Consider the following 18934-nt stretch of genomic DNA (forward strand, 5'->3'; position numbering starts at 1 on the left):
CCCCCACCCGCACGCGTGAGCCGGAGCCTCCGCCCGGTGTCCCCGCCGCAGCCGGCAGCGTGCGCAGCACCTGGACAACGGACCCGTACTCTCTCGGCGCCGTCAGCTTCACCCCGGTCGGTGTGCTGTCCGATACCCGCTCCGCCTTGTCGCGGCCCGTCGGCAAGCGGCTGTTCTTCGCCGGCGAGGCGACCGACGTCGACGCTCCCGGCACGGTGCGCGGAGCCATCGCCTCGGGCACCCGCGCCGCCGAAGAAGTCATGGTCCCGGCGACCTCGGGCGAACGCATCGCCGTGGTGGGCGCAGGACTCGCCGGTGCGACGGTCGCCGCGCTCCTCGCCGAGGGCGGCATGGAGGTCACGGTCTTCGAGGCACGAGACCGTGTCGGCGGGCGGGTCCACTCGCGCCTCGACGACTCCTGGCCCGTACCGGCGCAGCTCGGGGCCTGGCTTTTCAACGCGGACGACAGCGAGGTGCTCGATCGCCTGAGCAGCGGGGAGGTCGGGATCGTCGATCTCTCCGGCGAACTCTGGCGTGGAGCCGACGGCGACATCGACCCGGTCGACCCGCAGCCTTTCGACGCCGCGATCACGACGGCCCAGGCTGCTCCCGAAGACACCTCCGTGGCCGACGCGCTGACCGCCGCGGGTATCGACCCTGGTGACCCCGCGACCGCCGCATTGCTCGCGATCCTCGCTGCCCGCACCGGAGCCGGCGCTGACGAACTCTCGAGCTGGTTCGCGCCGCCGTTGCCCACAGGAGACCCGAAGGCGGCGACGGGCGACCTCACGCCGTTCATCGAGAAGACGCTCGACGGCGTCACCGTCGGCCTCAACTCGCCCGTCGCGAGACTGGCGTACGACGACTCGGGGGTGAGCGTGCGTCTCGGTACCGGGGAGGCGCTGTCGTTCGACCGGGTCGTCGTCACCGTGCCGCTCGGGGTGCTGCAGGACCGGAGCATCGAGTTCGACCCGCCCCTGCCCTTCTCCAACCGTGGCGCGGTCTCCGCTCTCGGCATGGGCGCGATCGAGACGGTGTGGCTGCGCTGGGACGAGGCGTTCTGGGACAGCGAGGAGGCGATCTGGCACTCTGTCGGTGCCGACGTGGCGATCCCGACCTGGATCAACCTGCGACCCGCGACCGGGGAGAACGTGCTCGTGGGGATCGTGGGCGGAGCGGCTGCCGCCGACTTCGCGCAGCTCGACGAGGACGAGGCCATCGAAGCCGCCCTCGCCTCGCTCTCCCTCTACGTCTGACCGACGCGCTCGTCTATCGAGGCCTGCACGACCGTCGGAGTCTCCGCGCTCTGCTCGCCCTCCCTGCGCAGCGTTCGCGGCAGCGGCATGCGGCTGATGAGCACGAGCACCGAGGCGACCAGGGCGAACGTCGCGAGGGCGATCGCGGACGACACGAGGAACTCCAGCGGTCCGCTCACCTGTCGCGGGTCGAGGAAGTAGTAGGGGTACCAGCCGATCAGTGGCCCACGGATCATCGTGAACACGCCCCAGAGCACGGGATAGGCGAGCGTCACCGGCACCACCCGCCATGGGACGGAACGGTGCCCGGGGGCGAGTGCCCATGCCGCCACCGTCACTGCGGGCAGCCAGAAGTGGAGCACCTGATCCGACCACGGGACGTCGATGCGGATACCGCGGACCCCGGCCTGCCAGACGAGGATGGCGAACACGAGTCCAGCCGTGATCGTCCAGGTCAGCACGAGAGCCAGCGCGACCGTGAGCCAGCGCGGATCGCGTGCCGTGCGCAGGGCGATCACACCCGCGATGCTCAACAGCACCACGAACGCGATGTTCGACTGGTTGGTCAGATAGGCGAAGAAGTTCTGGCTGGCGATGGTGTTCGACGCCAGGCCCCAGGCGAGTCGATGGATGAGCGCCACGAGGCAGACGGCGGCGGCGCCGAGGCGGAGCAGGCCGAAGACGGTGCGGGCCTTCACCGCTGCGTCACCACCCATTCCGTCATCCGCCGAGTCTACGGACCGCTCCTCGGAGGAGCCGCCGTGCCGCAGCGGGCGCCCTCACCCGCGACGGTCGCTCAGCGCCGCGGCTCCCGGGTCGACCACAGCGCCAGAGCGACGAGCACGGGCTGGAAGAACAGTCTGACGAAGCGCTTCATGTCGGTGTCGAGACCGAATCCGTCGCGGTGGTGCATCCACTGCGCCACGTTGCCGGGGAACACGGCGACGAAGAACAGGGCGGCGATCGTGCCGACGGTGCGCCGACGGCGGCGTGCCAGCAGCAGAGCGGAACCGAGCGCGACCTCGGCCACGCCGGAGGCCAGCACCGTGGTGTCGGGGTCGAGGGGCAGCGACTCCGGCACCTGCGCCTGGAACTCCTCGCGCGCCACCGTGAGGTGGGAGACGCCGGCGAAGACGAGCGATGCGCCGAGGAAGATACGGCCGATGGTGCGGGCAGGAGTCGACATGGTGCGAGTGTACGCCTCCGCCACTGCGCTCAGATCAGCCGGCGGAGCGCCTCTTCGAGCGAGACGCCCTGAGCCTCTGCACGGTCTCGCAGCCTCGCGTGCTCGTCGGACGACAGCGGGATGCGCAGCTCGATCGGGTCGTCCTCCGGCGCATCCAGCCCGTCGAGGAGATCGGAGGCCTCGGCCCACAGGGTCTCTGCGCCGGGCGCCGGTGTTGTGGGAGTGGAGGCCGGAGCCGAGGGGGCGGACGCGGCGACCGCAGCTGAGGCGGCGACCGCAGCTCCGGCATCCGTCGCCATCGTGAAGCCCGGTCCTCGCCGCGGTTCCTGCTCGGCCTGGTACGCCTTCGCTGCCGCGTTCGCCCGCTCGTCGGCGGCCTCGTTCAGGGGGTGACCTGCGTGGCCCTTGACCCAGGAGAACTCGACGTCACGGCCGCGGATGGCTTCGTCGATGCCCTCCAGCAGGTCGCGGTTCAGCACCGGTCCGCCGTCGGACTTGCGCCAGCCCTTGCGCTTCCACCCCGGCATCCACTTGGTCACGGAGTCGATCACGTACCGGCTGTCGCACTCGATCAGCAGCTTCTCGTCGGTGCCGGCCGTCGCGCGCAGCAGTTCCAGCACGGCGCGCAGCTCGCCCTGGTTGTTGGTGCCGTGTGGCGAACCGCCGGCCGCCCAGTTCGCGTCGTCGATGTACCAGGCCCAGCCGTTGGGGCCGGGGTTGCCCAGGGCGGAGCCGTCTGCGGCGGCGGTGATCGTCATCCTTCAACCGTAACGGTGGGGGACGACGCGGAATTCACCGCCGGACCACCATCGGGGTGCCGGTGACCGGATCGGGTGTCACCACCGCGTCGATGCCGAAGACGTCGCCGACGCGCTCTGCCGTGATGAGTTCGGACGGGGTGCCGGTGGCGATCACGTGCCCCTCCTTCATGAGCACGAGGTTGTCCGCATACCGAGCCGCCTGGTTGAGGTCGTGCAGCACCGCGATGACGGTCTTGCCCTGCGTGTTGAGGCCCCGCAGCAGATCGAGCAGCTCGTACTGGTGCGCGATGTCGAGGAAGGTCGTCGGCTCGTCGAGCAGCATCACCGGTGTCTGCTGGGCGAGCAGGAGCGCGACCCAGACGCGTTGCCGCTGCCCACCGGACAGCTGGTCCACGTAGCGCTCGGCGAGGTCGGTGGTGTTGGTCGCGGCGAGAGCCTCGCGCGTGGCGGTGTCATCGGTGGACGTCCACCGCTGCAGTGCGGAGTGGTGCGGATACCTGCCGCGCGAGACCAGGTCGGCGACGCGCATCCCCTCGGGGGCGATGGCGTCCTGCGGCAGGAGTCCCATCCTGCGGGCGAGCTCCTTGGAGCCGTACTCGCCGAGCGCGCGGCCGTCGAACAGTACGTCGCCTGATTCGGGCTTCAGCACCCGGGCGAGGGCGCGCAGCACGGTGGACTTGCCCGAGGCGTTCGGCCCGAGGATCACGGTGAACGACCCCTCCGGCAGCGCCAGATCGACGCCGTCTACGACGACCTTGCCGTCGTAGGCGACGACGAGTCCACGGGCTTCGAGTGCCGGGTGCGGCGTGGTCATTGTTCCTCCGGGTGTTCGAATCGCCCGAATGGTTCCGTTTCCGGGTGGAATGGAACCAATCGAGCGATTCGAAAGGGGTCAGCCGAGCAGGTCTTCGACCTGGTCGATGACAAGGTTGGCACCGATCACGCCGATGCCCACCATCCAGGTGTCGTCCTCCACCTCGAAGGCCTTGTCGCCGGAGGGGCCGGGCTGGGCGCCCCACAGTCCGGTGATCCGCTCCTGCGTGGTCGCGGTGGGGTCTCCGCCGGGGCTCATGTAGAACACCACGTCGCCATCGATCTGCTCGTAGAGCTCGGGGCTGAGCTCCATCATCGAGTACTCGTTCCAGTCGCGGTCGGCTCCCAGGTCGAACCCCATGTCGGTGAGCAGCGAGCCCGAGAACGTGCCGGGCCCGTACAGGCGGAAGTTGTCGGCGCGGAAGCGCACGATCGATGCGGTGGTGCCGTCGGCTTCGACCGCCGAGCCGACCTCGGATGCGCGGTCCTCGACGCCCTTGATGAGCTCGTCCATCTTGTCGCTCTGGTCCACGGCGGCGGCGGTCAGCACGGCCTGCTCGGTCCAGTTGGTGCCGGTGTCCTCCGAGAAGACGGTGGGCGCGATGGCCGACAGCTCCTCGTAGAGCGCCTCGTGCCGCACCTTCGAGCCGATGATCAGGTCGGGGGCGAGGTTCGCGATCGCGTCGACGTCGGGCTCGGCGATGAAGCCGATCGATTCGGTGCCGTCGAGATCATCGGCGAGGTAGGCCGGGAAACCGCGTCCGGCCCCGATCTCCGGTGCGCCGACCGGAGTGATGCCCAGGGCGACCAGCGCGTCCATCTGCGGGGAGTCGAGCACGACGATCCGCTCGGGTACCGACTCGAACTCCGTCTCGCCCATCGCGTGCTCCACGGTATAGCTCGTGTCCGTGGCGGGAGCGGATTCCTCCGCTGCGGGGGTGCTCGAGCATCCTGTGGCGATCAGGGTGATCGCGGCCAGAGAGGCGACAGCGGTGGCGAGCGGACGGAAGCGCGTTCGATGAGGTCTGTTCACGTCTCACAACCCTAGTGATGTTTGGTTAGGCTATCCAAATATGAGTTCCGAACCGGTCGTCGTCGCGCGTCGTCGTGCCCCGCTCGCGGCATCCCGCTTCCCCGTGTGGTTCGGCATCGCCCTGGTCGTGGCCGTGCTGGCGATCTCGCTGGCATTGAGCCTCGCCGTCGGTGCGCGGTTCGTGCCCCTCGGTGAGGTGGTGCTCTCGCTGTTCGGCACGGGGGACCAGAACGTCCTGAACATCGTCGGCGAGCTGCGCGTGACCCGCACCGTCAACGCGGTCATCTGCGGCGTCGCGCTGGGTGCTGCCGGTGTGCTGATGCAGGCGCTCACCCGCAACCCGATCGCGGACCCCGGGATGCTGGGGGTCAGCGCCGGCGCCTCGTTCGGCGTGGTCGCCGGCATGAGCGTGCTGGGCGCCCTCGGCGTCGGCGGCACGATCTGGCTCGCGCTCGCCGGAGCCGCTCTCGCTTCTGCGGTGATCTTCTGGTTCTCGGGCACCCGGTTCGCCTCCGGTTCGCCCGTGCGACTGATCCTCGCCGGCGTCGCGTTCTCGGCCATCCTGGCCGGGCTCTCGCAAGCGATCGTGCTGACGGATGAGACGGTGCTCGACGCGTTCCGCTTCTGGCGAGTCGGCTCCCTCACCGCCCGACCTGTGGAAGAAGCGCTGCCGCTGGTCGTCTTCATCATCGTCGGCGTGATCCTCGCTCTGCTGCTCGGGCCCGCACTGAACCTGATGGCACTCGGCGACGACAGCGCGATCGCCCTCGGGGTGAAGCCCGGTGTCGTGCGCGCGCTCGTGCTCCTCGCCGTCACGCTGCTGTGCGGCACGGCGACCGCGATCGCCGGTCCCATCGCGTTCGTCGGTCTCGTCATCCCGCATCTGCTCCGTCGCCTCGTCGGACCCGACCTCCGCATCGTGCTGCCGCTGTCGCTGCTCGCGGCCCCGGCGATGCTGCTTCTGGCCGACACCCTCGGCCGCGTGATCGGCGGAGGCGGCGAGGTGCAGGTCGGCATCGTCACGGCTCTGATCGGCGGCCCGCTGCTCATCGCCTTCGTGGTCGGCAGGCGGACGGCGGGGATCTCATGAGCCTGCGCACCGTCGCGCTGACGTCCGACGACCGTGTCCTCCGCGGAGAGCGCTGGTCCTTCCGGTTCAGCCATCGCACGGCCCTCGTGTGCGGCATCCTCGCCGGCGTCCTGCTGGTGCTGCTGGTCGCCGCGCTCATGATCGGCGAGTACATCGTCACCCCGGCCGCACTGATCGAGACGCTCCTCGGTCGCCCGCCGGAGCGACTCGACGAGTTCTTCGTCCTCGGGCGCCGCCTGCCGCGAAGCCTCGTCGCGATCGTCGTCGGCGCGAGCCTGGCCGTCGCCGGGGCCGTGTTCCAGAGCCTGACCCGCAACCCGCTCGCCAGCCCCGACGTGATCGGCATCAGCAGCGGTGCCTCGGTCGGCGCGGTGGTCGTGATGCTCGTGCTGGGCGGATCCCTGGCGCAGGCGGCCCTCGGAGCGGTCATCGGTTCCCTCGTGATCGCGGGCGTGATCGTCGTGTTCACCGCGCGTTCCGGGCTCCACGGCGTGCAGCTGATCCTCACCGGTGTCGCGCTGTCGGCCACCGCCATGGCCGTGGTCGACTACGTGCTGACGCAGGTGTTCGTCGCGAGCGCGACCACGGCGCAGACCTGGTTGATCGGATCGCTGCAGGGCCGGGGATGGGGTGATCTGCTGCCTGCGCTGATCGCGTTGCTCCTGATCATCCCGCTCCTCGTCTGGGCGGCGCCGGCTGCGCGGATGATGGCACTCGGCGACAGTGTCTCGACCGCACTGGGCGTGCGGACGGTGCGGGCGCGATGGATCCTGCTCGTCGCCGCGACCCTGCTCGTGGCGGTCGCCGTCGCCACGGCCGGGCCGATCTCGTTCGTCGCGCTGATCGCCCCGCACATCGCCCGGCGTCTGACCGGTGCGACGAGCTTCCTCGCCTCGGGGCTCGTGGGGGCGCTGCTGCTGCTCACGAGCGACCTGCTCGCGCAGAACATCTTCCCGGCGCCGATCCCGGTCGGCGTCGTCACCATCACCGTCGGCGGCGCATTCTTCCTGTGGCTGCTCTGGAGAGAGGGGGCTCGGCGTGGCTGAGCACACCATCGACCGCGTCCGTCCTCCACAGCGTCCTCGCCGTTCCGGAGCTCGCGTCTTCGCCGCCCGCGTCACGGCCGTGCGCGATCTCACCCCGCACATGCGGCGGCTCACCATCTCCGCGGCGGAGTTCGCCGACTACGCGCCCGCGGGACCGGACGAGTACCTCGGTCTGCTGCTGCCCCGCGACGAGAGCGTTCCGCTCGTGCTGCCCGCGAACGATGGGACGGAGAACATCCGTGCGGCTGTCGCGGCCATCCCCGACGAGGAGCGGCCGGATCTGCGGTGGTACACGTTGCGCGACCACCGCCCCGAGGCTCGCGAGATCGACGTCGACTTCGTCGTGCACGGCGACGAGGGCCCAGGAACCCGATTCGCCGGACGAGCGCGCGCCGGGTCGGCCCTCGGCATCCGCGAGTGCACGGCCTTGTATGCCCCACTGCCCGAGACCCGCGCCCGAGTGATCATCGGCGACGAGTCGTCACTACCCGCGATCGCCCGCATCCTCGAGGCGACGGAAGCTGCGGAGACGCATGTCTTCATCGAGATCGCGGATGCCGCGGAGAAACAGGATCTCGCGGGCGCCGTCACCTGGGTCGAGCGCCGGGGTGAGCTGCCCGGTGCGCGACTGCAGCAGGCGGTACGGGCTGCTGCGCTGCCCGAGGTGATCGACTATGCGTGGGTGTGCGGAGAGCGACTCGCGGTGCAGGAGCTGCGCCGTCACCTGGTCGACCGTGGCGTCTCGAAGGACCGGATCACGTTCTCGGGCTACTGGCGGCTGGGTGAGGCGCGGGGCTGAGGTCGGCGGCTCCGGCCGGTCTGTCAGTCCTTCTCCGGGTCGTCGTCCTGGGGCTCCCGGTTCTCGGTCGCGGTGGCTTCCGGCACGGGAGGGGCGACCGGGAAAAGGACCGAGCTCAGGTCACCGCTGGTCTCTGCGCCGAGTCCGATCGACAGCGGATCGACGACGGGTGCCGTGTCGAGGACTTCCGATTCGGAGCGCTCGAGCGGTTCCGAGGGCAGCACCCACTGGTTCTCTTCTTCTTCAGGCTTCTGCTGGAACAGTCCCATGGGGTCCATTGTGACCCCGTGCGGCCGAGACAGGGCCGGATTCACACGCGATTGATCGGATGCCGCCGCGCGCCGGGCGTGTCAGGTGGAGGCCGCGCGCACGGCGTCGACGAGCGCGCGCCAGGGGCCGTCGAGCGCGGAGTCCGGCAGCTCGCGTTCGCGTCTCTCGGACGGCGTGCGCGCTCGGATGCTCCACATGAACCGGTCGGCACCGACGCTGCCGTCCGGTTCCTGGTCCCACGGGCAGCTGTCGATCAGGCCGATCCACTCCACGGCGTCGTCGGGTTCCGCTTCCACACGCCACTGACGGCGGATGCCGGCGATGCCGCCCGTGCGCACCACCGCGATGACGACTTGCGCGTCAGTCGGTGGAGGGGACTCGCTCATCCTCATAGACTCCCACGGTCGTCCACGCCCGTCGAGCGGCTGCGGCTGTGGCGGCATCGATGGTCGTGGCCGCGGCGACGGTGGCGTCGGCGAACTGCGTGAAGTTCGCGGTGCTCGACAGGCCTCCGGTGAGGGCGCGATACCAGACGGTTCCCGCGCGCTCCCAGGCGTTGCCGCCGAGGTCGGTGGCGAAGAGGGCGAACGCACGGTTGGGGATGCCGGAATTGATGTGCACCCCGCCGTTGTCTTCCGTGGTGCGGACGAAGCCGCTCATGTGGTCGGGCTGCGGATCGCGGCCGAGTTCGTCGTCGTCGTAGGCGGTGCCGGGCGCGATCATCGAGCGCAGCGCCGCGCCTTCGACCGCATCGGTGAAGATCTCGGCGCCGATGAGCCAGGTCGCCTGGTCGGCCGTCTGGCCGAGGGCGTACTGCTCGGTCAGGGCGCCGAACACATCGGCGATCGACTCGTTCAGGGCGCCGGGCTGCCCCTGGTACTCGAGGTTGGCGGTGTGCTGCACCACGCCGTGGGCGAGCTCGTGGCCGATGACGGTGAGCGAGCCGGTGAAGTGCTGGAACACCTCGCCGTCTCCGTCGCCGAAGACCATGCGCTCGCCGTCCCAGAACGCGTTGTCATAATCGACGCCGTAGTGCACGGTCGCATCCAGCGGGGCTCCAGCGTCGTCGAGGGAGTTGCGGCCGAACGCCGCCAGGAGCATCTCGAAGGTGGCCCCGAGTCCGTCGTAGGCCTCGTTCACCGCGGTGTCTTCGACCGGGGCGTCGTCTTCGCCGCGCACGACAGCGCCGGGCAGCTGCTGAGTGTTGCCCGCGTCGCTGATGGTGCGGTTGGGGGCGTCGGACAGCTGCGCGACGAGATCGCCGTTCTCGTCGATCGACAGGTCGATGCGGGCGCGGAACGGCGGACGCCCGGCGGTCAGGGTCTGTCGCGCGGCAGCTGCGGCCTTCGGGAAGCGGCCAGACTCGGCCAGACGCGCGAGCAGATAGGAGGGGACCACTCCATGACGTTCTCCGGATGCTGTGCTGCTCATGGTGCGACCCTACGCCGGGGTGCCGACGTTCGGGAGCGTCCCACTCCCGGCGCGGTCAGCCGCGCGCGGGATCAGGCAGACGCGTCGAAACAGGCAGTTCCGACGCAGGACGGCCAGTTCTCGCGTGTTGGCCTGTATCCGCGAGAGCCCTGCGGGCAGCGCTCGCCCCTCGCGGTCCTCGTCTCAGTCGCGCTCGATGCTCAGCACTGTCGTGCGCAGGCCGTCGGATTCGAACTGCACCGGCATGCCGGGGTGGTCGACCGAGAACCAGAAGACACCGTCGACGGTGTCGTACCTGCGGCAGGTCAGCGCGCCGAGGGGAGTCGTCAGGCTCACCGTCGACACACTCGTGGTCTCGGGATCGAACGCGGAGTGGCCCTGGAGTTCGAGCCAGGTCACCCGGTTCGAGACGACCGCCTTCGGGTCCTCGATCGACCAGCGGTCGAGCGTCGCACCCTCGTCGTCCACGTCGTGATAGCGGTTGACGTGCTCGCCGAGCGGGCCGTCCGGACCTTCCAGGAGCAGGTGGATCGTCGTGCCGTTTCCGATGGCGTCGCGGATCTCCGCGGCGGTGAACGGCGTCGGAAGGAGCGCGGGGTCGATCAGGTGCGGATCAGGATCGGTCATGGAGCCAGTCTGCGTCATGCCCCGCTCGTTCGTCACGGGATGGTCTCGATGGCGCGGTCCCCACCACCATTCCTTGACAGGATTGCGTTCTGTATACAGAATACCAGTACGCCCGAAGGGTGTTCCCGACCTGATCTTCCAATGATGAAAGAGGTAGCGAGATGGCACGTGCGAACGTGACGCGGTTTCTGGCACTGGGGGCCGCCGGCGCTCTGGCACTCGGACTCGCCGCGTGCAGCGGTGGAGGTGGAGGAGGCGGTGGAGGCGTCGACGCCGACGGCAACGCCACCGTCGTCTGGTCGACCTGGGGCACGGCCGACGAGCTCACCCGCTATGAGGAGTTCAACAAGGACTTCATGGAGCGCCACCCCGACATCAAGGTCAAGCTGCAGCCCGTGGCGGACTACGGCGACTACCACTCCAAGCTGCTCGCTCAGCTCACCAGCAACACCGCCCCCGACGTGTTCTACGTGGGCGACGACAAGATCGGCCAGTTCGTCGACTCGAACCGGCTCATGCCGCTCAGCGACCTGATGGACTCGAAGGAGAGCAAGACGAAGAAGGACGACTTCTTCCCCGGGCTCTTCGGCGCTGCCGAGAACGACGGCGAGGTGTACGCCGCCCCGAACGACTCGAACCCCGACGTGTTCTGGTACGACAAGCAGGCGCTCGCCGCCGCCGGCATCACCGAGGACCCGGCGACCCTGGCCGAGAACGGCGAGTGGACGACCGACAAGTTCCTCGAGATGAACAAGAAGCTCCACGATGCGGGCCTGACCGGAACGATGTACTGGAACTACTGGGCGACACACTGGAGCTGGCTGTCGTCGCAGGGTCTCGACGCCCCGTACGACGAATCGGGCGCGTTCGTGGCGAACAAGGATGCCGACACCGTCGAGTCCGTGCAGCAGCTCGGCGACCTGTTCGAAGACGGCACCTTCGTCGTCGCGGACACCCTGCCGGACGGTGCCGGGGCCGACAGCGTGTTCGTGACGCACAAGGCCGGCTTCTTCGTGCAGGGCCGCTACACGATCGGCACGGTGAGCGCGACGGGCGAGCAGGACAGCTACGACATCGTGCAGTGGCCGACTCCCGACGGCGAAGCCGCTCCGACCGGAGTCGCGACCAGCTTCCTCGCCATCAACGGCAAGACCAAGGTGAAGGACGCCGCGTTCACGTTCTGGACCGAGTTCCTCTCGGCGGAGGGGCAGACCTTCCGTCTGCAGGGCGGCGGCAATGCCGTCCCGTCGATCAAGGGCGCCGATGATGTGGTGCTCGAGGGCGACTACCCCGCGCATGCGCAGACCTTCCTCGACATGCGTGACATCGGATTCGAGGACTACCCCGCCGAGGCGCGCGTGCCTGGCCTGCCGACCGCGATCGCGGACGAGTTCCTGAAGCTCTACCAGGGCAAGACCGACGCGCAGGCCACCCTCGACACGATCGCCGACGTGGTCAAGGACCGGTCGGAGAAGTAGGCGTGAGCACTGTCACTGAGAACGGGCGGATGCCGCAGGCCACCCCTGCGGCATCCGCCCCGCCCCTGCGCAAGGAGGCGCTCTGGCGCCGCCGTGATCGGCGGTGGGGGTACGTCTTCGTCGGCCCGCAGCTGATCGGCATGGGCCTGTTCGTCGTCCTGCCGTTCGCCGCCAGCCTGGTGCTGGCGTTCGCCGACTGGGACGGTCTGTCCGACCTCACGTGGGTGGGGTTCGCGAACTTCGCCGACCAGTTGACGGATCCGCTGCTGTGGCGAGCGATCATCAACACGCTCATCATCGCGATCGTCACGGTCCCCATCGGTCTCGGCCTCTCGGTGATCGTCGCGGTCGCGCTCGAGAAGCTCAAGACGCGCACGCTCTACCTGATCCTGTTCTTCGCGCCCGTGGTGACCTCGACGGTTGCCGTGGCGATGATCTGGCAGCAGATGTTCCGCTCCGACGGCCTGCTCTCCACGACGATCTCGAAGGTCTTCGGGGTCACCCCTCCCGACTGGCTGCAGGATCCGAAGCTCGCCCTCCTGGCCGTCTGCATCGTCACGATCTGGTCGTCGATGGGCCTGAACGTGGTGATCTTCCTCGCCGGGCTGCAGAACATCTCGCCCTCGGTGATCGAGGCCGCACGGATCGATGGCGCCGGTCCCTGGCGGTTGTTCACCAGCATCCGTCTGCCGCTGCTCTCGCCGATCGTGTTCTTCTCGTCGGTCGTCGCGTTCATCTCCTCCCTGCAGACATTCGACACGGTCTACGTGCTCGTGCAGGACGCGGGCCCCGATAACGCGACCCGCACGATCGTCTACCACATCTTCGATCTGGGCTTCGGGCGGTTCGAGTTCGGTCCGTCCAGTGCCGCGAGCATCATCCTGCTCGTGCTGACCCTCGTCATCACCGCGGTGCAGTTCGGCGCGCAGAAGAAGTTCGTCCACTACGAGGATGACCCCGCATGAGCATCCAGACGCCTCCCCTCACCGGCCCCGCTCCGGCGACCGACTCCACCGTCGCGATCACCGCGCCCGGCTACCGTTCGCGTGGCCGTGGTGGTCCTGCCGCCGATCGCGCGCGCCGCCGGCTCGGTTCGACCGCGTTGCACGTCGTGCTCGTCATCGCCGGGATCGCGATGGTGTTCCCGTTCATCTGGATGCTGCTGACCTCGTTCAAGACGCTGCCGCAGCTGCTGAAGAACCCCCTGCAGTTCCTGCCAGACCCCTGGACCTTCGACAACTACACCGAGGCGTGGAACGCGGTGCCGTTCGGGCAGGCCTACCTGAACAGCGCCTACATCGCGATCCTCGTGGTGGTGGGCACCCTGCTCACGGCCTCGATGGCCGGCTACGCGTTCGCGCGCATCCGATTCCGCGGCAGCAAGGTGCTCTTCATCGTCTTCCTGGCGACGCAGATGATCCCGAAGCAGGTGACGCTGATCCCGTTCTACCTGCTGATGTCGAACCTCGGCTGGGTCGACTCGCATCTCGCGCTGATCGTGCCGGGGATCATGGCGAACCCGTTCGCGGTGTTCCTGATGCGTCAGTTCGTGCTGGCGCTGCCGCGCGAGCTCGAAGAGGCGGCCATCGTCGACGGCGCCGGCCGCTGGCGCATCTTCTGGAGCGTCGTGCTCCCGAACCTCAAGCCCGGTCTCGCAGCCCTCAGCATCATCGTGGCGCTCGACGTGTGGAATGCCTTCCTGTTCCCGCTGGTGCTGCTGAACTCGCCCGACCTGTTCACGGTGCCGCTGCTGCTGAACGCGTTCGAGAGCCAGCAGGGGTCGGTCAACTACGGACTCGTGATGGCGGCCTCCGCGATCGCCACCGTGCCGATGCTGATCGTGTTCGTGATCGGTCAGCGCAAGATCCTCAACAGCATGGCTGCGTCGGGACTGGGAGGACGATGATGACGGATGCTGCAGCACTCGCCGGGCGTCGCCTCGACCTCGTCACCGCCCCGTTCACCCTGCCCCGCTCACGGGTGCTCGTGTTCCGCGCGGAGCACGGGGAGGGCGTGCGCGTGCACACCTCGGAGTACGAGAGGCGGCTGTCGGAGTGCCGTGTGCTGGACGCGCTCGTTGTGGTGGATGCCGCGGGAGCGGTGCTTCCGGTGACCGACGTGCTCCCGGCGCGGGTGACGTTCGGTGATGCGGCGGCGACGCTGACGTTCGCCGATCCGTCGACGCTGAGCCTCGGGGGAGAACCCGGGTTGCGGGTGCGGTTGCGGCGACCGGACGGGCGTGTGGATGAGCATCCGCTCGGTGACGGACTTCGACTCCGCATCGATGCCGATCGTGCCGTCGTCGTCGAGCCCGGCGACCATGCTGCCGCGCTCGCCGCGACGGAGGAGGTCTGGGCCGACTGGTTCGCGAAGTGCCCGACCGTGCGCGACGACCTGCAGGAGATGACCGCGTTCTGCTGGTGGGTGCTCGGGGCGAACGTCGTCGAGCTGCCCTCTCTCGGCGACGCCAGGGCGATCGTCCCGTCGAAGATCGGATATGTCGGCCTGTGGCAGTGGGATGCGTACTTCATCGCCGTCGGGTTGCGACACGGCGACCCGGAGCTCGCACGCGAACAGCTCGACCTCGCCTTCCGGTTCGCCCAGTCCGACGGGCAGCTGCCTGACCTGGTGCACGAGCTCGGGGTGCTGGCCACCAGCGATGATCTGCCCGAGAGTGACCGCGCCAACCTGCGTCGCGCCGGCTCGCAGATCGCCGATCCGAGTGCCCCGGTGCCGCTGACGAAGCCGCCGCTCGCCGCCTGGGCGCTGCGCAAGGTGCTCGAGGCCGAGGACGCCCCCGACTACGCGAGGACGCAGCTGGCGCGCATCGCCCGCTCGCAGGACTGGTGGTTCGCGGGAAGCGACCTCGACCACGACGGGATGCCCGAGTACGGTCACCCGTACTCCTCCGGCCTCGACGACAGCCCGATCTTCGACGGTCCGTTGCCGACCGCGGCCCCCGACCTCGGGGCGTACCTCGTGCGCCAGGATCGGGAACTCGCGTCGCTGCTGGAGAGGTACGAGCCGGATGCCGACGTGTCGCGGTACCGGGAGCGGGCTGTCGCCACGCAGGAGCTGCTGCTGCGCATGTGGGATCCCGAGCGTGCTCGCTTCCTCGCGTTCGGCGGAGGGGAGCCGCAGCTCAGCGACACCGTCGTCGGGTTGATGCCGCTGCTCACGGGCACGCTGCCGACGTCGATCGCCGAGGTGTTGCGCGCAGCCGTCGACGACCCCGAACGCTTCCGCCTGCCCTGGGGTCTGCCCACGGTCGCGGCCTCTGACCCGGACTTCTCGGACGAGCGCATGTGGCGTGGCCCGGTGTGGGTCAACACGAGCACGCTCATCGCGGAAGGGCTCGAGGCGTCGGGCTACGCCGAGCGGGCGCGGGAGCTGCGGGAGCAGACCGTTGCGCTGGTGATCCACGGCGGTGGTCCGCACGAGTACTTCAACCCGCACACAGGTCGGAAGGCCCGCACGGCGACGACCGCGTTCGGCTGGTCGGCTGCGCTCTTCATCGACCTCGCCGTACAGCTCAGCTGAGCGCCTTCGGCGTCGTTCCGCCACGCCGGGGCCTGGTTAGCTGTTGTGATGCACGAACCGCGCACGATCACGCTCGAAGACCCGCGCTCGCCGGAAGGTCGAGGGATCCTGGAGTCCTTCTTCGCGGAAGTCATCGGGCGGTACTGGGATCGGCCGGCCACGGCGGCGGAGGTGGAGCAGGAGATGGAGAGCGACCCGAGCGACGACCTCCGGGATGACACCGGGTTCCTGCTCGTCGTTCGAGACGGCGCGCAGGCGGTCGGCTGCGGAGGCGTTCGATTCGTCGGACCGGGAGCAGGCGAGATCACGCGGGTGTACATCGCCCCCGCCGCGCGCGGGCGTGGTGTCGGCCGCTCCCTGATCAAGGAACTCGAATCGATGAGTGCCGAGCGCGGCCTGCACACTCTCCGGCTGACCGTGCGTCGCGACCTCGTCGAGGCGCACCGGCTCTACCAGCGACTCGGATATGAACCGGTCGCGCCCTTCTCCGACTCGCCCTACGCCCACCACCAGTTGGCGAAGAAGCTGGATGCGTCGTTCCCGTCGGGAGATCGATGACGGGCTCCCGTCATCGGGAGCGCGGTGCCCCGGGGCGCTAACCGGAGGAGTGGACCGCGTGCAGCAGCCCGACGCGCATCGACGTGCCGTCGGGGGACTGCAGCACGGTGAAGAGTGTGCGGGTGCAGGTGCGGCACCGCACGATGGCGGCGTGGCGATCGAGCTCGACCACGGTCTCGGCGAGGGCCGCGAGCGCGCCGCAACCGCCGCAGGTGCCGACCAGTGCGGTGACGTCGGCGCCGAAGAGGTCCCAGAGCATGCCGGCGATCGCGTTTCCGTCGACGGTCTGTGCGGGGGCGGCAGCATCCATCACTTTCCTCCGAATCGTTCGGTGCGCACACGTTCCGGTGCATGCCCGAGGCCGACCAGCAGGTCGGCCACATGTTCGACGAACCCGGTGGGCCCGCACGCGAAGACCAGGGGAGCGCGTTCCGCTGGCCAGGTGGCATCTCGGAGCACCTCTTCGGTGACGCGCCCGACAGCGCCCACCCATCCGTCAGGAGCAGAACGGGTGAACGCCCATCGCACATCCGCGGCGGCCCCTGCGGGTGCTGCCTCGAGCTCACTGCGGTAGAGGGCGTCGTGCGGAGCCCTCACCGAGTAGAGCAACCTCACCGAGTCGGTCGCCCCTGCGGCCTGAGCCGCCCGCACCATCGACATCAGCGGCACGATGCCGGATCCGCCGGCGATGAGCTGCACGGGACCGGGGATTTCCGGACGCCACACGAAGTATCTCCCCAGTGGGCCCTTCACCTCGAGCTCATCGCCGACGCGGACGTCCCGCACCAGGTACGGGGAGACCTCCCCGTCGGGGATCTCGTCGACCGCGAGTTCGATCGTCTCGCTGTCGCCGAAAGAGGCGAGCGAGTAGGAGCGGACCGCCTGGTAGCCGTCTTCGGCGGTGAGCCGGATATCGACGTGCTGTCCTGGATCGCTCCCCGGCCAGCCCGGCACGCTGAGTCGGATCGTGCGGGCCGAATCGGTCTCCGCGTGCGCGCCCGTCACCCGCGCCTCACGCCAGCCGCCGACCGTCACCAATAGCGTTCCTCCGTCCACGGATCGCCGTGCATGTTGTAGCCGTTCTGCTCCCAGAAGCCCGGGGCGTCCTCCTCCATCAGGGTGAGTGCCCTGAGCCACTTCGCGCTCTTCCAGAAGTAGAGGTGCGGCACGATGAGGCGGGCGGGGCCGCCGTGCTCCGGGGCGAGCGGCTCACCCTCGAACTCGAATGCGATCCACGACTGCCCGCCCAGCAGATCGTCGAGGGGGATGTTCGTGGTGTACCCGCCGTAGGAATGGGCCATCGCGAAGGAGGCGGCGGTGTCGATCCCCTCGAAGAGCGTGTCGAGAGAGACTCCGCGCCAGGAGGTGCCGAGCTTCGACCATCGCGTCACGCAGTGGATATCGGTGTGCACGTCTTCGATGGGCAGCTCGTGCAGTTGATCCCACGTCCAGGAGGCGACCTCGCCGACCTCGTTGCGGATGCCGAAGCTCCACTCCGACATGTGGATGTTCGGTGTCGGCCCTGCGGAGAGCACGGGGAAGTCCTCGGTGAGGTACTGCCCTGGCGGGAGTTCCGGGGTGCTCTCCCTGCGTCGAGCGCCGAAACCTCGGGAAATCACGGCCATGATCTTGCTCCTGTCGGTGGATGCGACCCTGCGCGTCAGGCGTACTGGTTCAGACGGTACTCCGCGGAGGGTGCTCGGAGCGAGGAAGAGTCGCGTCCGGATGGGAACAGAAGGACGTGCGGGTGGAGCAGGACTACGCCGTGAAGTAAGAGCTCGTGGCGTTGTCGAGGATGCGCTGCATGCCGTGCATCCAGTTGAGCTTGAGCGCTTCGACGGCGCCGGGGATGTCGCCGTCGGCGAGGTGCCGGGCGATCTCGGCGTGCTCGGCGGCGACGCGTTCGACCTTGACGTCTTCGGGCACGAGGAGCGACTCGTAGCGGTGGAACGAGCTGCGCACGTTGTCGATCACGGCGAGAAGGCGCGCGTTCGGGCAGGCCGACAGCATCATGCTGTGCCACTCGTCGTCTTTGGTGATAACGAGCTGATGCTCGACGAGCTCGTCGGCGAAGGCGTCGGCCATCTCCTTGAGCTGCGCCCCGATGCGACGCAGCTCGTCGGGCGGACTCAGCTCGAGCGCGAGGCTCTCGAGTGCCGCCATCACGGGGGCGAGGTCGCGGAACTCCGAGGCGCTGAGCGGGACGAAGCGGAAGCCCTTGCCGTTCTCGCTCTCGATCTGTCCTTCGGATTCGAGGGCGATGAGCGCCTCGCGGAGCGGGGTGCGGCTGACGCCGAGTTCGGTGGCGAGCTGCACCTCGTTGATGCCCTCGCCGGGCTGTACGAGTCCGGCGCGCATGCGGGTCAGCAGCTCCTGCCGAACCTGCGAGCGCAGGTTCTTGCGTTCGATCGCCATGCATCCCCTCTTCTGCCGCCTGCCCGTCAGCCTATGGGTTGACGGGCCTCTGACGACGTCTTAGTGTGTGTATACAGAATACAGCCGATCCCGGATTTGCACCAGTGCCCGGTCGGGATCAGCCGGTGATGACTCAGAGAGGAGACTTCGTGCCCGCACCCGGTGGCGACCAGCCCACCCGACGCGTCCGCCTCGACGCCCTCGCCTACGGCGGCGACTACAACCCCGATCAGTGGTCGGAAGAGACCTGGCACGAAGACATCCGTCTGATGTGTGAAGCCGGCGTGAACATGGTGAGCCTGCCGATCTTCAGCTGGCCGCAGCTGGAGCCGGAGCCGGGCGTCTTCGACTGGGCCTGGCTCGATCGCATCATCGACCTGCTGTGGGAAGCGGGCATCGCGATCGACCTCGCCACCGCCACCGCGACTCCGCCGTCGTGGCTGCTGCGCGCGCACCCCGAGATGGCGCCGTGGGACGCCGACGGCCACCGGCTCGAGTTCGGATCCCGCCAGACCTACTGCCCCTCATCCCCGATCTGGCGCGAGAACGTCGCCCGTATGGCCAGAGCCATGGCCGAGCGCTACGGCGAGCACCCGGGGCTCGCGATGTGGCACATCTCGAACGAATACGG

General features: G+C 68.9%; 23 protein-coding genes. 10 read left to right on the top strand and 13 right to left on the bottom strand.

The features are described 5' to 3' along the window. Positions 1-1256 (top strand): flavin monoamine oxidase family protein (locus AX744_RS03380; RefSeq protein WP_061015393.1); only part of this gene is annotated, 1256 nt, incomplete at its 5' end. Here AX744_RS03380 and AX744_RS03385 read toward each other — a convergent pair. From AX744_RS03385 to AX744_RS03405, 5 genes are all read right to left on the bottom strand, one after another. After that, a complete protein-coding gene (locus AX744_RS03385) occupies positions 1247-1972 on the bottom strand; it encodes a Pr6Pr family membrane protein (RefSeq protein ID WP_046746938.1) in 726 nt (241 codons plus the stop codon). The genes AX744_RS03380 and AX744_RS03385 overlap by 10 nt on opposite strands. Before the next feature lie 80 nt (positions 1973-2052). Continuing rightward, a complete protein-coding gene (locus tag AX744_RS03390; protein WP_046746984.1) occupies positions 2053-2442 on the bottom strand; it encodes a DoxX family protein in 390 nt (129 codons plus the stop codon). Between the two features lie 29 nt (positions 2443-2471). Then, a complete protein-coding gene (locus AX744_RS03395) occupies positions 2472-3200 on the bottom strand; it encodes a ribonuclease H family protein (protein ID WP_061015394.1) in 729 nt (242 codons plus the stop codon). Positions 3201-3234: 34 nt separating this feature from the next. Further along, positions 3235-4017 carry an ABC transporter ATP-binding protein gene (locus AX744_RS03400; RefSeq protein WP_061015395.1) on the bottom strand — a complete coding sequence of 261 codons (783 nt, stop codon included), beginning with the start codon at positions 4015-4017 and terminating at the stop codon, positions 3235-3237. 78 nt (positions 4018-4095) lie between these two features. Further along, the gene (locus tag AX744_RS03405) at positions 4096-5049 is read right to left on the bottom strand and encodes an ABC transporter substrate-binding protein (RefSeq protein WP_058632060.1); all 954 of its coding nucleotides are present in this window, start codon (positions 5047-5049) and stop codon (positions 4096-4098) included. 40 nt (positions 5050-5089) lie between these two features. On the opposite strand from AX744_RS03405, the gene AX744_RS03410 reads away from it, so the two are divergent. Genes AX744_RS03410 through AX744_RS03420 form a run of 3 tightly spaced genes read left to right on the top strand, consistent with a single transcriptional unit; the run spans position 5090 to position 7984 of the window. Then, positions 5090-6139, top strand: a complete 1050-nt coding sequence (locus AX744_RS03410) for a FecCD family ABC transporter permease (protein ID WP_061015396.1) — start codon at positions 5090-5092, stop codon at positions 6137-6139. Beyond that, the gene (locus tag AX744_RS03415) at positions 6136-7185 is read left to right on the top strand and encodes a FecCD family ABC transporter permease (RefSeq protein WP_061015397.1); all 1050 of its coding nucleotides are present in this window, start codon (positions 6136-6138) and stop codon (positions 7183-7185) included. The genes AX744_RS03410 and AX744_RS03415 overlap by 4 nt, the downstream gene beginning before the upstream one ends. Continuing rightward, positions 7178-7984: a siderophore-interacting protein gene (locus AX744_RS03420; protein WP_061015398.1), complete on the top strand. Its 807-nt coding sequence runs from the start codon at positions 7178-7180 to the stop codon at positions 7982-7984. Before AX744_RS03415 ends, AX744_RS03420 begins: the two co-directional genes overlap by 8 nt. Before the next feature lie 23 nt (positions 7985-8007). On the opposite strand, the gene AX744_RS03425 is transcribed toward AX744_RS03420, so the two are convergent. From AX744_RS03425 to AX744_RS03440, 4 genes are all read right to left on the bottom strand, one after another. After that, complete coding sequence (locus AX744_RS03425; RefSeq protein ID WP_061015399.1) at positions 8008-8253, bottom strand: hypothetical protein; 246 nt, start codon at positions 8251-8253, stop codon at positions 8008-8010. An 81-nt stretch (positions 8254-8334) separates the two neighbouring features. Next, positions 8335-8640 carry a protealysin inhibitor emfourin gene (locus tag AX744_RS03430; protein ID WP_061015400.1) on the bottom strand — a complete coding sequence of 102 codons (306 nt, stop codon included), beginning with the start codon at positions 8638-8640 and terminating at the stop codon, positions 8335-8337. Then, positions 8615-9685, bottom strand: a complete 1071-nt coding sequence (locus AX744_RS03435; RefSeq protein WP_061015401.1) for a M4 family metallopeptidase — start codon at positions 9683-9685, stop codon at positions 8615-8617. Before AX744_RS03435 ends, AX744_RS03430 begins: the two co-directional genes overlap by 26 nt. Positions 9686-9868: 183 nt before the next feature. After that, entirely contained in the window at positions 9869-10312 is a 444-nt protein-coding gene (locus tag AX744_RS03440) for a hypothetical protein (RefSeq protein WP_227751324.1), read from the bottom strand. A 161-nt stretch (positions 10313-10473) separates the two neighbouring features. Here AX744_RS03440 and AX744_RS03445 point away from each other — a divergent pair, with 161 nt between their 5' ends. Genes AX744_RS03445 through AX744_RS03465 form a run of 5 tightly spaced genes read left to right on the top strand, consistent with a single transcriptional unit; the run spans position 10474 to position 15888 of the window. Then, entirely contained in the window at positions 10474-11790 is a 1317-nt protein-coding gene (locus AX744_RS03445) for an ABC transporter substrate-binding protein (RefSeq protein WP_061015402.1), read from the top strand. 2 nt (positions 11791-11792) lie between these two features. Next, the gene (locus tag AX744_RS03450) at positions 11793-12755 is read left to right on the top strand and encodes a carbohydrate ABC transporter permease (RefSeq protein ID WP_061015403.1); all 963 of its coding nucleotides are present in this window, start codon (positions 11793-11795) and stop codon (positions 12753-12755) included. Continuing rightward, complete coding sequence (locus AX744_RS03455) at positions 12752-13696, top strand: carbohydrate ABC transporter permease (protein WP_082738384.1); 945 nt, start codon at positions 12752-12754, stop codon at positions 13694-13696. The genes AX744_RS03450 and AX744_RS03455 overlap by 4 nt, the downstream gene beginning before the upstream one ends. Then, positions 13696-15330, top strand: a complete 1635-nt coding sequence (locus AX744_RS03460; protein WP_061015404.1) for an amylo-alpha-1,6-glucosidase — start codon at positions 13696-13698, stop codon at positions 15328-15330. The genes AX744_RS03455 and AX744_RS03460 overlap by 1 nt, the downstream gene beginning before the upstream one ends. A 48-nt stretch (positions 15331-15378) precedes the next feature. Further along, positions 15379-15888 (top strand): GNAT family N-acetyltransferase, encoded by a 510-nt coding sequence (locus tag AX744_RS03465; RefSeq protein WP_061015405.1) that lies wholly within the window; start codon positions 15379-15381, stop codon positions 15886-15888. Positions 15889-15925: 37 nt separating this feature from the next. Here AX744_RS03465 and AX744_RS03470 read toward each other — a convergent pair whose 3' ends face one another. The 4 genes from AX744_RS03470 to AX744_RS03485 all read right to left on the bottom strand — a co-directional run bounded on the left by AX744_RS03470 (position 15926) and on the right by AX744_RS03485 (position 18303). Continuing rightward, a complete protein-coding gene (locus AX744_RS03470; RefSeq protein ID WP_046746918.1) occupies positions 15926-16198 on the bottom strand; it encodes a DUF6510 family protein in 273 nt (90 codons plus the stop codon). After that, positions 16198-16923 (bottom strand): ferredoxin reductase, encoded by a 726-nt coding sequence (locus AX744_RS03475; protein ID WP_061015406.1) that lies wholly within the window; start codon positions 16921-16923, stop codon positions 16198-16200. The genes AX744_RS03470 and AX744_RS03475 overlap by 1 nt, the downstream gene beginning before the upstream one ends. Beyond that, on the bottom strand, positions 16920-17513 hold the full coding sequence (locus AX744_RS03480) for a sulfite oxidase-like oxidoreductase (protein WP_058632050.1): 594 nt from the start codon (positions 17511-17513) through the stop codon (positions 16920-16922). Before AX744_RS03480 ends, AX744_RS03475 begins: the two co-directional genes overlap by 4 nt. Before the next feature lie 133 nt (positions 17514-17646). Next, the gene (locus AX744_RS03485) at positions 17647-18303 is read right to left on the bottom strand and encodes a GntR family transcriptional regulator (protein ID WP_061015407.1); all 657 of its coding nucleotides are present in this window, start codon (positions 18301-18303) and stop codon (positions 17647-17649) included. Between the two features lie 149 nt (positions 18304-18452). Here AX744_RS03485 and AX744_RS03490 point away from each other — a divergent pair. After that, positions 18453-18934, top strand: a 482-nt coding sequence (locus tag AX744_RS03490; RefSeq protein ID WP_197429147.1) for a beta-galactosidase, incomplete at its 3' end; no start/stop codon positions are given.

The sequence above is a fragment of the Microbacterium sp. CCH5-D1 genome (assembly GCF_001557335.1).
Classification (GTDB): Bacteria; Actinomycetota; Actinomycetes; order Actinomycetales; family Microbacteriaceae; genus Microbacterium; species Microbacterium oxydans.